The organism is Planomonospora sp. ID91781, assembly GCF_015711595.1.
GTDB lineage: Bacteria > Actinomycetota > Actinomycetes > Streptosporangiales > Streptosporangiaceae > Planomonospora > Planomonospora parontospora.
Genome location: NZ_JABTEY010000002.1, coordinates 1,213,653 through 1,227,227, shown reverse-complemented (window position 1 = coordinate 1,227,227; position 13,575 = coordinate 1,213,653). Strand labels below are relative to the sequence as shown.

Below are 13,575 nucleotides of genomic sequence, written 5' to 3'. Positions count from 1 at the left end.
TCCGGCCGGGACCGGGGGCGTTCACCGCGGCCTCAGCGGGCGGCCGGGGCGGGCCCCGGTGAGGGCACCGCCCGCCAGCACCGGCACGCCGCCGACCAGTACGTCGTCGATTCCCTCGGCGAGGAGACGCGGCCGAGAGTAGTCGGCGGTGTCGGCCACCTTCCCGGGGTCGACCACCACCAGGTCCGCGGCCATGCCGGGACGGATCTCCCCCCGGTCCGGCAGCCGGAAGCGGCGGGCCGGACCGGAGGACAGGTGCGCGACCGCCTCCTCCCAGGTCCAGTCGCCGAGTTCGCGGACGTGGCGGCCGAGGAAGCGGGCGAAGGCGCCGAAGGCCCGGGGATGAGGGTGGCCGCCGATGTGGATGGCGTCGGATCCGCCGAGGTGGGCGGGGTGCCGCAGCAGCAGCCGCATGGAGGCGTCGTCGTTGCCGGGCGGCTGGGCGAACACGCAGCTGGCGGCCAGCCCGGTCGCGATCAGCAGGTCCGCGCAGAAGTCGGCCGGTCCGCGCCCGGCTTCGGCCGCGGCCTCGGCCAGCGTCCTGCCCTCGGTCCAGGCGAACTCGGCGGCGGGGACGTGCGCGAGCACGGCGCGCCGCCAGAGCGTGGGGTCGGTCTCACGGGCCAGGCGGCGCCGTACCGCGGGATCGTGCAGCAGCGCCACCGTGCGGTCCAGGTCGGGGCGCGCGGTCCCGTCTCCGGCCCCGCCGGGTGTCCCACCGGGGCCGTCGCCGGTCCGGCCGTCCGTCCCGGGGCCGGGGACGCCGGGGCCGTCGAGGTCGCGGGGAAGGGCGACCATCGCCAGGATGCTGAACCCGCTGAGATAGGGATAGCTGTCGAAGGTCACGTCCAGGCCCGCCGCGAGGGCGCGGTCGACCATCCCGGCGAGCCGTTCGCCGGGACCGTGGTAGTGGGAGACGTGCAGCGCGACCCCGGCCCGCTCGGCGATCGCCCGTGCCTCGGCCATGCCCGTGGCGGCGGCCTCCTCGTACCCCCGCATGTGGGTCACGTAGGGCAGACCGGCCCGGGCGACGGGCGCGCACAGCGCGGCGAGTTCGGCGGCGTCGCCGTACCGCCCGGGGACGTACTCCAGGCCGCTGGACAGGCCCGCGGCCCCGTCCTCCAGCCCCTGCTCCACCAGGCGGAGCATCGCCGACGGATCGCCGCAGGCCGCGTGGCGGACCGTCCCGTGCGGGACGAGGTAGACGGTGTTGAGGGCGGTCGCGCGGTCGTAGGACGCCAGCAGGTCCGCCACGCTCACCGGCCCGCCACCCAGGGCCGGATGCGCGCCGTTGATCGCGGCGAAGTAGCGGGTCACGAAGCGCAGCGTCTCGGGACCGGAGGGGGCGAAGGAGAGGCCGTCCTGCCCGAGCACGAACGTCGTGACGCCCTGCCGGAGCGCCGCCAGCTGCACACCGGGATCGAGCACGGTCGCGTCGCCGTGGACGTGGGCGTCGATGAAACCGGGGACCACCAGCCGTCCGGCGGCGTCGACCGTGGCCGCGGCGGGACGGGCACCCCCGGAGGACAGGTCGCCGACCGCTTCGATCCGGCCGTCGCGGACGCCGATGTCGGCGGGGTAGGGCGGGGCGCCGGTGCCGTCCACCACCCGGCCGCCCTCGATGAGCACGTCGAACACGGTGGACACGGTAGAGGGCCCGTGCGCGCGTTACCACATTCGCGGCACGGCGTTGTGCACTGCACAATATGCTGAGAGAAGCCTTCCGCTCACCGCCGCCCGCTCACCGCTGCCCGGTCGACGTCCGGGCGATGTCAGGTCGACGTCCGGCGGCCTGCGGGGCCGGACGGAGAAGAAGTCGCAGGGAGGACCGCGCTCCGGGGCCGGGGTGAAGGGGAGGGGACGGCGGGAGGCCCGCGTCCCGGAGTCGCGGGGAGGAGCACGCTTTCCGGACGGGCACCCGTCTTCTCTCCCGGCGGGGGCTCCCGTAGGTTGTCAGCCGGAACGGACACGAGGAAAAGGCGGGACACCATGTCGGCGGAGCGGTTGACCGAGCTCAGGAGCGAGTTCTCCGCCATCGACACCGATGGCGACGGTTTCATCACGGAAAGGGAGCTCGCGGGGCGCTTCCCGGACCTCCCCGCGGAGGCGATCGGTTCGCTGAACCGCGACGCCGACTCCGACGGCGACGGGCGGTTCTCCTTCGAGGAGTTCGTCAGGCTGATGTCCCGGGACTGACGACCGGCCGCGGACGCGGACCGGCCGGTCGGGACCGCCGACCGGCCGGTCCCCGATCGGATCGCAGGTCCCGGACCCGGACGGAGGTCCCGGACCCGGACGGAGGTCCCGGACCCGGACGGAGGTCCCGGACCCGGACGACGATCGTCCGGGCCGCGCCCTCCGGGAGACCCTGGAGTCCGGGAGGCCCGGCGTCGGAGCCGTCCGGGAGACCGGGGATCCGAGGCCGTCCTCACCTTCTCCTGAGCTCTGCCTCCTCCATCACATCGGCCGCCGCGTCGCCCATCAGCCTGCCGGACAGGTCGGCCAGCACGCGGCCGGCGGCCAGTTCGTCGCCGATGTCCGGCACCGGGCGGTCGGTCGGGTTGCGCCGTGCGTACTCGACGCTCTCGTACCTGCGGCCATCGGGGATGTCCAGCACGGCCTGGGCCGAGGTGACCCGGTCGTTGTCGTCCTCGACGATGGTGATCTCTACGTTCCACTGCTTGGTCTGCATGGTGCATCCCTCCTCGTGGGCGGTGCTTCTTCCGAGGTCCCGCTGGGACGGTGAATCCCCTCGCGCAGCCATTTACGCGAAATATGGCTTTCGTGCGGGTTTGTACCCGATTGCGGCATACTTCTACCTTGGCTTCCCGGTTCGGCGGGTGGTGGGCGGACTCGGAGCAATTGGATCTTTATCGGGACTCCCGGTAGCGTGCCCGAGGTCGCCCGGCACCTCGGCCGCGGCCGGGAGCCCGACGATCGCGATCTGTGGAGGAAACGCACGCATGAATGCCGGAAGCCGCCAGCCCCTGCGCATGCTCGTCACCGGGGGCGGGACCGGCGGTCACACCTACCCCGCGCTGACCACCGTCGCCACCGTCCGCGAGCAGGCCGCCGCGCACGGGTACGACCTGGACGTGCTCTGGGTGGGTACGGCGAGCGGCCTGGAGGCCCGCGTCGCCGCCGAGAACGGCATCCCCTTCCGCGCGATCAAGACGGGGAAGCTGCGGCGTTCGCCGAACCCCAGGGAACTGCTGGCCAACCTCGCCGACATGTTCCGCATCCCGGTGGGGATCCTCCAGGCCTTCGGCATCGCCGCCCGCTACCGGCCGGACGTGGTGCTGTCCACGGGAGGGTACGTCTGCGTGCCGCTGGGGCTGGCCTCCCGTATGCTCCGCCGCCCGCTCGTGATGCACGAGCAGATCACCGCGCTCGGTCTGGCCAACCGCATCCTGGCGCGCTTCGCCACCCGGATCGCGCTCACCCACCCCTCGTCGGTGGAGCACCTGCCCGCTCCGGCCCGGGAGCGGGCGGCCGTCACCGGCAACCCGGTCCGGCCCCACCTGCTGCGCGGGAACGCCCCGTCCGGCCGCTGGCACTTCGGCTTCTCGCCGGAGGTGCCCCTGGTGTACGTCACCGGAGGGGCGCAGGGCAGCCGCCAGATCAACACGCTGATCGAGGGGATCCTGCCCTCGCTGCTGGAGCGGGCACAGGTGCTCCACCAGTGCGGCCCCGACTGGATCGACCAGCTCACCCGGACCGCCGAGGGCCTCCCGGAGCACCTGCGGGAGCGTTACCGCCCCGTCCCCTACGTCGGCGAGGAACTGGCCGACGTGCTGGCCGCGGCCGACGTCGTGGTCTCCCGCAGCGGGGCCGGCGCCGTCGCGGAGCTGACCGCGGTGGGCAAGCCGTCCGTGCTCGTCCCCCTGGTGCCCTCCGCCGGGGACGAGCAGCGCCAGAACGCCCGCTACCTGGCGGAGTCCGGAGCGGCCCGGGCGCTCCTGGAGAACGGTCCCGAGCCGGAGCTGCTGCTCGCCGAGCTCGACGCCCTCCTGGCGGACCCGCGGCTGCGCGCCGACATGTCGAAGGCGGCCAAGTCGCTCGGCCGGGTCGACGCGGCCGGGGCTCTGGCCGGGATGGTCCTGGAGGAGGCGGGCGTCTTCGGGTTCAGGTGACTCGGGTTCAGGTGACCGGGTCGCGGCCGCCGGAAAATGTCGGTGGCGGGAGGCATGCTGGTGGTGTGAGCCCAAGCTGGACGATTCGAGGAGCCCGCGCGATCCCACCGGGTCCCGCGGCCTCCGGGGAGAGAGGCACACGATGCCCACCACCGTGATGAGCATGTCCGACCTGGCCGACGTCCTGTTCGCCTCCACGCTGCAGGCTTCGGACGACCCCTCGCCGGAGCAGGTGCGCGCCGCGATCGAGGACCGGTTGCGCGTCTGCCGGCGCGACATCGGCGACTGCGTGGCCTGCGTGGCGCAGGAGGCCGGAGACCACCCGGAGACCTACCGCGAGCGGATGCGCTGGGCGCTGCACGCGGTCGACCGGGTCGACCCGGCCACCCTCGTCGGAGCCTGACCGGTTCCCGGCGCCGATCCTTCCCGGTGGCCGCTCCGCGGGAGCGGTACTGACCACCGGGAGGCATGGGCGCCGGGCATGGATGAAGTGAGGTCCTGTCATGTGCCGGAGCATCAAGACCCTCCGGGAGCCCTACGCCAGCGACGTGACCGGTGAGGACGTGCACGCCGCCGCCCTCCAGTACGTCCGCAAGATCTCCGGGTTCCGTGCCCCGTCCGCGCGCAACGCCGAGGCGTTCGAGCGCGCGGTGGCCGCCGTGGCCGCCGCCACCCAGGCGCTCCTGGAGGACCTCGAGCTCAGACAGCCGCCCCGGAGCCGGCCGTCCTGACGCTCGCCGTGCCACCCGGTGTCGACCGCGGCCCTGACGTTCGCCGTACCCCGAGCCCGCGGTCGACGCGCTCCGGCGGAGGGACCGGGATCCTGGCGGGTCCCGGCATCGCGCCGGGACCCGGGACGGCGGGTGGGGTCGGACGCCGCAGGATCAGACGCCGCGGGATCAGACGCCGCGCCGCATCGACCGGGTGCCCAGCGCCAGACCCGCGGCGGCGACGGCGCAGGCCGAGAGCGCGCCGTACAGCACCGGCGCGTCGGCGAACCGGCCGGAGAACAGCGCCCGCTCGGCCTCCACGATGTAGGTGACGGGGTTGAACGCGGCGGCGGCCTGCAGCCACGCCGGGCCGAAGTCCATCGGCAGCAGCATGCCCGACAGCAGCAGCAGCGGGAACATCACCAGCTGGGTGACCCCGTAGAACAGCTCGCCGCCCGGCTGGGAGGCGATCGCCAGCGCGAACGAGAGCGCGCCCAGCCCGATCCCGAACACGGCCAGCAGCACCAGCCCGGCCAGCACCCCGGCGAAGTGGAGCCGGAAGCCCAGCGGCACCGCCAGGGCGATGATCAGTACGGCCTGCGCCAGCAGGATCGCGAACTCCTTCAGGGTCCGGCCGACCAGCATCGCCGTCCGGTTCAGCGGGGTGACCATCATCCGCTCCAACGAGCCGCCGATCAGCTCGACCAGGAGGTTGTATCCGGCCATCATCGGCCCGGACAGGCACATCATGACCAGGATGCCGGGCACGAACCACTGCCACGGGGAGTCCCCGCCCGTCCCGCCGAAACCCGGCGTGCCCGCCAGCAGCGGGCCGAACAGGAAGAGGAAGAGGAGGGGCTGGCCCATGGTGAACAGCAGGCCGAGGGGCTCGCGCGGCACGGGCGCGAACTCCCGGGAGAAGACGGTCGCGGTGTCGCGGGCGAATCGCAGGTCCATGTCAGGCCTTTCCTGAGCGGTGGGGGCGGGTGTCGGTTCTCCCCGGGGCGGGGAATGGGCGGCGGATCGTGGAGTCGGAAGGCTCACGCGGCGGCGCCTTCGCCCTCCCGCAGCGTGCGACCGGTGAGGGCGAGGAACACGTCGTCCAGCGTGGGGCGGGAGATCTCCGCGGTGGCGGCCTTCACCCCCGCCGCCTCCAGGGCCCGCAGGTACTCCGGCAGGGCGGCGTCCGCGCGGGGCACCCGGAGCCGCACGGTCACCCCTTCGGCGCTCACCCCGTCCGGCGCGGCGATCCGCCCGGCGACGGCGGCCGCCCGCGCGGTGTCGGCGGCGTCGTGGACGGTGATCGTGACCTGGTCGCCGGCCAGGTCGTTCTTGAGCCGGGCGGCGGTCCCGTCGGCGATGATCCGGCCGTGGTCGATGACCACCACCCGCTCGGCCATGGTGTCGGCCTCCTCCAGGTAGTGGGTGGTCAGCAGGATCGTCGTGCCGTACTCCGCGCGCAGCCGCAGGATGTGCTCCCAGACGTCGGCGCGGCTCTGCGGGTCCAGCCCGGTCGTCGGCTCGTCCAGGAAGAGCAGGCCGGGCCGGTGGACGAGTCCCAGGGCGATGTCGAGGCGGCGGCGCTGCCCGCCGGAGAGCGTGCCGGGCCTGCGCGCCGCCAGCGGCCGGAGCTCCAGACGGTCGAGTACCTCGTCGGCCCGCCGGTCGGCCTCGGCGCGGGTCAGGCCGTAGCAGCGGCCCTGGGTCACCAGTTCGTCGCGGACGCGGAAGTTCTCGCCGGCGCCGTTCTTCTGCCCGACGTAGCCGATGCGGGCGCGCACCCCGGCGGGATCCGCCACGATGTCGCGGCCCGCCACCGTGGCGGTCCCCGACGTGGGCGGCAGCAGGGTGGTCAGCATGCGCAGGGTGGTGGACTTCCCGGCCCCGTTCGGGCCGAGGACGGCGACGAGCCGGCCGGCCTCCACGTCGAGGTCGATGCCGCGCACGGCGTCGACGGTCTCCCGCTTGACTGCGAACTTCCGGGTGAGTCCTCGGGCATGGATCATGATCCCCTCCTCGGGGCGGAGCGCGGACGGTGCGGGCGGGATGCGGGCACGCCGAAGAGACCCCGGACGGGGGTTCGGCGGTGATGCGTTCATCTTCAGCCAGGGCATCCGGGCCTGGCAAACGTGAAAGGTGTGTTCATGTTTGCTCTGACCTGGGAAAACGTCTTCTCCTTGAAGGTCCCGGTAGGGGTGGGGGCGACGTTCTTCCGGGGCGCGGAGCCCGGCTGAAGTGGGGTTTCCCGCTCCGTTCGGGGAGGAGCCGGAAAAATGTCCCGGTCGCCGACCGCCGACCGCCGGTCGCCGGTCGGTGGAGGGGTGGAGGAGCGGCGGGACTGCGGAGAGGTGGAGAGAAGGGAGGTGGAGGAACGGGGGGAGCGGAGGGCGGAGGCCCGGGCAGGGCGGCGGTCACCGGTCCGCGGCGGAAGCGCGGAGGCCACCGTTCCCGTACCCGCCGGTGCCGGGCGGGAGCACTGGACAGAGAGTCGGCCTGCATGATCGAATTTCCCGGCCGCCGGATGAAAGCCTTTTCCCGGCCCCTCCCCGCCAGTGATCACGAGAGACCCCCATGACTCCAGCGCTAGAGATCGTCGGCCTGACCAAGACCTTCGGTGAGAAGGTCGCCGCCGACCACGTCGACCTGACCGTCCCACCGGGTTCCTTCTACGGGCTGGTCGGCCAGAACGGCGCCGGCAAGACCACCACGCTGTCCATGGCCACCGGCCTGCTCCGCCCCGACGGGGGCAGCGCCCGGATCTTCGGCGCGGACGTCTGGTCCGACCCCTCCCACGCTCTGGCGATGGTCGGCGTGCTGCCCGACGGCCTGGCGATGCCGGAGCGGCTGACCGGCCGGGAGGTGCTCACCTATCTCGGCCTGCTGCGAGGGCTGGCCAAGGACGTCGTCGCCGCCCGCGCGCAGGAGCTGCTGTCGGTGCTGGAACTCGACCGGGCCGAGAAGACCCTGGTGATCGAGTACTCCACGGGCATGCGCAAGAAGATCGGACTGGCGGCGGCGCTGCTGCACGCCCCGCGGCTGCTCGTGCTGGACGAGCCCTTCGAGGCCGTCGACCCCGTCTCGGCTGCCACGATCAAGACCATCCTGCGGGGGTTCGTCGCGGGGGGCGGGTCCATCGTGCTGTCCAGCCACGTCATGGCCCTGGTCGAACAGCTCTGCGACCACGTCGCGGTGATCGACCAGGGCAGGGTCGCCGCCGCCGGGCCGCTGGAGCAGGTCCGGGGCGACCGTTCCCTGGAGGACACCTTCGTCGGGCTCGTCGGCGCGTCCGACACCGGGTCGAGGGGGCTGTCGTGGCTGTCGCGCTGACCGTTCCCCGGACCATGGCCGCGATGAAGCTGGCCGTGCTGCGCAACTCGATGAGCGGGCAGAAGGCCGGTTCCATCGTGATGGGCGGGGTGCTCGGGCTCGTCCTGGCGGGCGGCACGCTGTACGCCGCGTTCCAGACCGGGGACCTGCTCGCCGCGGCCTACGCGGTCTGGATGCTCGGCTGGATCTTCGGCCCGGTCTTCGCCGGGGGCGGGGACGAGACGCTCCGCCCCGAGTACTTCACCTCGCTCGGCCTCCCGCCGCGCCGCCTGGCGGCGGGCCTGCTGGTCTCCGCCTTCGTCGGGGTCGCCCCCGTGATCAGCCTGCTCGCCCTGTCCGGGCTGGTCGTCTTCGGGGTACGGCAGGGCCCGGCGGCCGTGCCGGTCGCGCTGCCCGCGATGCTCCTGCAACTGGCGGTCTTCGTCCTGCTCTCGCGGGTCGCGGTCGCCGTGATGGGCCTGGCCCTGCGGTCGCGCGCGGGCGCGGTCGGCGCCGGCCTGGTCAACGGCGCGATCCTGGCGGCGCTCGGCCAGGGCTGGGTCTTCGCGGTCGCGCTGGGGCAGACCGGCGGGATCCCGGCCGGGGCGTCGGCGGCGGTGCGCTACCTGCCGTCCGGCTGGGGTCTGGCCGCGGTCGAGGCCGCCGGAACCGGGGCCTGGGGCCGCGCGGGCCTCACGCTGGGCGCGCTCGCGGTGCTCGTCGCGCTGCTGCTGGCCGCCTGGGCCGCGCTGCTGGCCCGGCGCGCCGGCTCGGTCAAGGCGTCCGCCCGGGGCCGGCGCCCGATGACCGCCGCCACCGCGACGGGCGCCGTGGTGGCCAAGGAACTGCGGACCTGGTCGCGCGACCTGGTCCGGACCCATCAGCTGACCTTCGCCGTCGCCTACGGCGTGTTCTTCGCCGCCGCCCCGCTGGTCCTGGGCTGGACCGCCATGCTGCCCTGGGCCGGGCCGATCTTCATCATCATGGCGGCCGCCATGTCGGCCAACCTCTACGGCGTCGACGGCACCGCGCTCTGGCTGACCCTGCTCTCCCCGGGCGCGGCCGACGTGCGGGGCAGGCAGCTGGCCTGGCTGCTGGTCGTCGGGCCGGTGGCCGCCGCGCTGACCCTGGGCCTCACCTCCGTGACCGGCGGACCCTGGCCCATGGTGCTCGCGCTCACCGCCGCCCTGCTCGGCGGCGCCGCCGGGATCGTGCCGCTGATCTCGGTCTACGCGCTCGTGCCCGGCATCGACCCGCACCGGCGGGGCAACAACCCGCTGCGCTCCAGCGAGGACGACGGCGCGATGACCGGCCTGGCCTACGCCGTACTGGTCCTGGTGGCGCTCACCGGGGCCCCGGCGGCGGTGACGGCCGCGCTGTACGGCTGGGCGGGCGTCGCCGTCGGCGTGGCGACCGGCGGCCTGTGCCTGTGGGGCTTCGGGCTGCTCGCCCAGCGGCGGCTGCACGCCCAGGGGCCCGAGCTGCTGCACACGATGCGGACGGGCAAGCGGCCCCCGGCCAAGCCGGGGAGCTGGGCGAAGTTCGACGACCTGCCGAAGCGCGAGCAGATCATCACGGCCCTCTGCTGGTCGGTCGGCGCGATCCCGCTGTTCCCGCAGGGCATCGTGGCGGGCTTCCTCAAGGCCAACGGGACCGAGGACCGGAGCTGGTTCCTCGCACTCCACATGCCCGAGGGGCTCCAGTGGCCGGTGATCGTCTTCATGGTCCTGCTCGGCCTCGGCGTCTACGGCCTGGGCCTGTGGATCCCCTACCGCCGCCGGACGCCCTGACGGGTCCTCCTCCCGGTCACCACCACCGGCCGGTGCGCACGTCGACGTAGTCGCTGCCGCTCCGGGCGGCCAGGCGCAGCGCGTCCCCGTTGTAGACCGCCTGCCAGGTGCCGTCCCCGGCGGCCCGGAACGTCCGGCGGAACGTCCCGCCGGAGGCGGTCACGGCGGTGCCCGCCGTCCGCCAGACGGTGGAGCCGCGCGGCCGGAACCTGATCAGGACCCGCTGCCCGGCGACGGCGCGCCGGGTGCCGGTGGCCAGCCGCAGGGTGCCGGAGACCGTCAGCTTCCGGCCCTTTCCGACCGGCTCGGGACCGGCGTTCAGCGAGGAGACGCGGGTGGCGGCCCTGACCGGCTTGCGCGCGGGCGCTTTCACGGAAACCTTCGGGGACGCGTCCACGGGCACGTTCACGGGCGCCTTCACCGGGGCCGCGGCGCTCCGGCCGGCGGCCAGCAGCTTCAGCTGCTCGTAGGTGCCGTTGAAGACGTTCTGGTCGCCGGGGAAGACGCCGGAGTCCGCGTGCTGCCAGATGGCGTGGGCCGTCCAGCCCGCCGGGAGGGCTCCGACGGCCGAGGCGTAGCGGGCGAGCCAGAGCGGGTGGTCGCCGAAGGCGGCGCTGCCGCCGGTGCAGGTCTGCCACCAGTAGGTGTTGGTGTAGACGGCGGGCCGCCGGCCGGCCAGGGCGAGGTAGCGATCGCTGAAGTCGCGGATCCAGCTCACCATCCGGGCGGGGGACAGGCCGTAGCAGATGTCCAGGCCGTTGGAGGACTGGTACGGGTTGAACTCGATGTCGAGCACGCCCGGCAGGGTCCAGCCGTCGGAGGTCCAGCCGCCGCCGTTGCGGAAGAAGTAGTCGGCCTGGGCGGCGCCGCCGGACTTGTGCGGCAGGGCGAAGTGGTAGGCGCCCCTGATCAGACCGGCCTGCCGGGCCCCCTGGTACTGCTCGGCGTAGCGGGGGTTGCGATAGGTGGTCGACTCGGTGGCCTTGACGTAGGCGAACCGTGCTCCGTCCCGGTACACCGCGGGCCAGGACACGCCGGGCTGGTGCGAGCTGACGTCCAGCCCCCGGACACCGGGCGGCACCGGCGCGGCGGCGGCCGCCGGGAGCGCGGTGGTGCAGGAGGCGAGGGCGACGGCCAGGCCGCCGCCGAGGAGGAGTCGGGGGAGGCGTTCCATTCGTCCTGTCCCTCACGGGACGCCGTACGCCGTCCCGGGTGGACGGACGCCTGCGGCGTCGGCTTCCTCCTGCCGATCGGCGGCCTGCGGGTCCGGGTGAGGGTTCGGTCGTGTGGTACAGGTCACTTCACGGCGCCGGGTCCGGTCTTTCCGACGCCGCACCGGGGAAGGCGTCCCTCCCTCCGTGGCGGCCGTTTCCGTGCCGGCCGGTCCTGCCGCCGTTCCTGCCCGCCGGCCGGTCTTCGTCCGCGCCTCACACGGTGACGACGACCTTGCCGGCCGCGCGGCCGCTCCTCAGGTGCAGGAGCGCCTCCGGGAGTTCGCCCAGCGGGTACGTCCGGTCGACGACCGGTGTGATCTTCCCGCTCTCGAGGAGCTCTCCCAGCAGCCGGAGGTCCTCCTCCCGCCCCGTCGACATCAGTCCGCGCAGGTGCTGGCCCACGAACGGCGAGAGCATCACCGCCCGGAGCTGGCGGCCCGCGCCCTGCGTCCACCGGCCGCCTCCCCGGCCGCTCCCGCCGGAGCCGACGATGACGAGGGTCCCCCGGGGGGTGAGGAGCCGCCGGAGGCGCGACAGCGAGCGGTGCCCGCCGGTGTCGAGGACGAGGTCGTAGCGACGCGACCCGTCCGCGACGTCCTCGCGGGTGTGGTCGACGACCTCGTCCGCGCCGATGGACCGGACCAGGCCCGTCTTGGCCGTGCTGCACACGCCGGTGACGTGCGCGCCGAACGCCCTGGCCAGCTGCACCGCGAACGTCCCCACGCCGCCGCCCGCCCCGATGACCAGCACCCGCTGCCCGGCCCGGATCCCCCCGGCGTCGCGGAGCCCCTGGAGGGCGGCGAAGGCGGAGGTCGGGACCGCAGCCGCCTGCTCGAACGTGAGGTTCGCGGGCTTGGGCGCGAGCCTGGCCTGCGGAGCGCACGCGTACTCGGCGAGGGCGCCGTCGCAGGTGCCGAACACCTCGTCGCCGGGGCGGAACCGGGTGACGCGCTCGCCGACCGCCTCGACGGTCCCCGCGACGTCCAGGCCCGGGACGGGGACCTTCGGCCGGAGCAGCCCGAAGCCCGCGAGGCGGATGAGATACGGCAGGCCCGTGACGAGCTGCCAGGTGCCCTGGTCGACGCCCGCCGCGCGGACCCGCACGAGCACGTCGCCGGGTCCGGCGACCGGCCTGCCGACGTCGCGGAGCTCGAGCCGGTCGGGCGGGCAGTAGGCGTCCCGGAACATCGCCCTCATGGTCGTCGTCATCGTCGTCACAGCGCCTCCGTGTAAAACAAAGTTGACATTCATAAAGGTAAAACACCGCGGACATGATGTCAAAGATTATTTACTCCACTTGATCGCGGGAATGTCGGGTCACTATGGACTGACAGATATTGAAATCTGTCAGTCCATAGTGCATAGTGATCGTGCAAGCGGATCCCGTACCGACCACCTCCAAGGAGCACACCGTGCACGACCGCACCCTCGGCGCCTCCGGTCCCGTCGTCTCCGCCCTCGGCCTGGGCTGCATGGGCATGTCCGCCCTCTACGGCGAGGCGGACCGGACCGAGTCCGTCGCCACCGTCCACGCCGCCCTCGACGCCGGCGTCACCCTGCTGGACACCGGCGACTTCTACGGGATGGGCCACAACGAGCTGCTCATCGGCGAGGCCCTGCGCACCGCCGGGGCCGGCGCCCGCGACCGGGTGGTCCTCAGCGTCAAGTTCGGCGCCCTGCGCGACGCCGGCGGCGGCTGGAACGGCTACGACGGCCGTCCCGCCGCGGTGAAGAACTTCCTGGCCTACACGCTGCAGCGGCTGGGCACCGATCACGTCGACGTCTACCGCCTCTCCCGCCTCGACCCGGCCGTGCCCGTCGAGGAGACCGTCGGCGCCATCGCCGAGGAGGTCGAGGCCGGCCGCGTGCGCCACATCGGCCTGTCCGAGGTCGGCGCGGAGACCATCCGGCGGGCCGCCGCCGTGGCCCCCATCTCCGACCTGCAGATCGAATACTCCCTGTTCTCCCGCGACATCGAGGCGGAGACCCTGCCCGTCTGCCGGGAGCTCGGCATCGGCGTCACCGCGTACGGCGTGCTCTCCCGCGGCCTGCTCGGCGGCCACTGGACCCGGGACCGCGCCCTCGCCCCCGGTGACTTCCGCGGTCTGAGCCCGCGCTTCTCCGGCGAGAACCTCGACCGCAACCTCGCCCTGGTCGAAGCCCTGCGCGCGACCGCCGAGCAGAAGGGTGTTACGGTGGCGCAGGCCGCCATCGCCTGGGTGCTCTCGCGCGGCGAGGACATCGTCCCCCTGGTCGGCGCCCGCCGCCGCGACCGCCTCGCCGAGGCCCTGGGAGCCGTCGACGTCGCCCTCGACGCCGCCGACCTGGCCGCGATCGAGGACGCGGTCCCGGCGGACGAGGTCGCCGGGACCCGCTACCCGGAGGCGCTGATGGCCCACCTGGACAGCTGACGGCGCTGAGA

At 73.7% G+C, this 13,575-nt stretch carries 13 protein-coding genes; 7 read left to right on the top strand and 6 right to left on the bottom strand.

Translation table 11 applies throughout. The features are described from left to right. Positions 1 to 21 precede the first annotated feature (21 nt). On the bottom strand, positions 22 to 1,638 hold the full coding sequence (locus HS048_RS24800; protein ID WP_231647455.1) for an amidohydrolase family protein: 1,617 nt from the start codon (positions 1,636 to 1,638) through the stop codon (positions 22 to 24). A gap of 351 nt (positions 1,639 to 1,989) precedes the next feature. On the opposite strand from HS048_RS24800, the gene HS048_RS24795 reads away from it, so the two are divergent. Next, entirely contained in the window at positions 1,990 to 2,196 is a 207-nt protein-coding gene (locus tag HS048_RS24795; protein ID WP_068899038.1) for an EF-hand domain-containing protein, read from the top strand. Between the two features lie 232 nt (positions 2,197 to 2,428). On the opposite strand, the gene HS048_RS24790 is transcribed toward HS048_RS24795, so the two are convergent. Next, positions 2,429 to 2,692, bottom strand: a complete 264-nt coding sequence (locus tag HS048_RS24790; RefSeq protein WP_068899040.1) for a dsRBD fold-containing protein — start codon at positions 2,690 to 2,692, stop codon at positions 2,429 to 2,431. Positions 2,693 to 2,963: 271 nt separating this feature from the next. On the opposite strand from HS048_RS24790, the gene HS048_RS24785 reads away from it, so the two are divergent. The 3 genes from HS048_RS24785 to HS048_RS24775 all read left to right on the top strand — a co-directional run bounded on the left by HS048_RS24785 (position 2,964) and on the right by HS048_RS24775 (position 4,864). After that, positions 2,964 to 4,133: a glycosyltransferase gene (locus tag HS048_RS24785; protein WP_068899042.1), complete on the top strand. Its 1,170-nt coding sequence runs from the start codon at positions 2,964 to 2,966 to the stop codon at positions 4,131 to 4,133. Positions 4,134 to 4,275: 142 nt separating this feature from the next. Next, positions 4,276 to 4,536, top strand: coding sequence for a hypothetical protein (locus HS048_RS24780; protein ID WP_196468829.1), 261 nt, complete (start codon positions 4,276 to 4,278; stop codon positions 4,534 to 4,536). Between the two features lie 100 nt (positions 4,537 to 4,636). Continuing rightward, positions 4,637 to 4,864 carry a DUF2277 domain-containing protein gene (locus HS048_RS24775; RefSeq protein WP_068899046.1) on the top strand — a complete coding sequence of 76 codons (228 nt, stop codon included), beginning with the start codon at positions 4,637 to 4,639 and terminating at the stop codon, positions 4,862 to 4,864. A 168-nt stretch (positions 4,865 to 5,032) separates the two neighbouring features. Here HS048_RS24775 and HS048_RS24770 read toward each other — a convergent pair whose 3' ends face one another. Together HS048_RS24770 and HS048_RS24765 are read right to left on the bottom strand one after the other, a co-directional pair. Continuing rightward, positions 5,033 to 5,800 (bottom strand): ABC transporter permease, encoded by a 768-nt coding sequence (locus HS048_RS24770; RefSeq protein WP_068899048.1) that lies wholly within the window; start codon positions 5,798 to 5,800, stop codon positions 5,033 to 5,035. Positions 5,801 to 5,883: 83 nt separating this feature from the next. Continuing rightward, entirely contained in the window at positions 5,884 to 6,849 is a 966-nt protein-coding gene (locus tag HS048_RS24765) for an ATP-binding cassette domain-containing protein (protein ID WP_196468828.1), read from the bottom strand. Between the two features lie 565 nt (positions 6,850 to 7,414). Between HS048_RS24765 and HS048_RS24760 the strand changes: the two genes are divergently transcribed. Then, positions 7,415 to 8,170: an ABC transporter ATP-binding protein gene (locus HS048_RS24760; protein WP_068899057.1), complete on the top strand. Its 756-nt coding sequence runs from the start codon at positions 7,415 to 7,417 to the stop codon at positions 8,168 to 8,170. Next, positions 8,155 to 9,939, top strand: coding sequence for a hypothetical protein (locus HS048_RS24755; protein WP_196468827.1), 1,785 nt, complete (start codon positions 8,155 to 8,157; stop codon positions 9,937 to 9,939). The genes HS048_RS24760 and HS048_RS24755 overlap by 16 nt, the downstream gene beginning before the upstream one ends. A gap of 16 nt (positions 9,940 to 9,955) precedes the next feature. On the opposite strand, the gene HS048_RS24750 is transcribed toward HS048_RS24755, so the two are convergent. Both HS048_RS24750 and HS048_RS24745 read right to left on the bottom strand, forming a co-directional pair. Next, on the bottom strand, positions 9,956 to 11,113 hold the full coding sequence (locus HS048_RS24750) for a lysozyme (RefSeq protein WP_196468826.1): 1,158 nt from the start codon (positions 11,111 to 11,113) through the stop codon (positions 9,956 to 9,958). A gap of 253 nt (positions 11,114 to 11,366) precedes the next feature. Next, positions 11,367 to 12,362: an NAD(P)-dependent alcohol dehydrogenase gene (locus tag HS048_RS24745; RefSeq protein ID WP_230882126.1), complete on the bottom strand. Its 996-nt coding sequence runs from the start codon at positions 12,360 to 12,362 to the stop codon at positions 11,367 to 11,369. Between the two features lie 203 nt (positions 12,363 to 12,565). Here HS048_RS24745 and HS048_RS24740 point away from each other — a divergent pair, with 203 nt between their 5' ends. Further along, entirely contained in the window at positions 12,566 to 13,564 is a 999-nt protein-coding gene (locus tag HS048_RS24740) for an aldo/keto reductase (protein WP_307832623.1), read from the top strand. Positions 13,565 to 13,575: the final 11 nt, after the last annotated feature.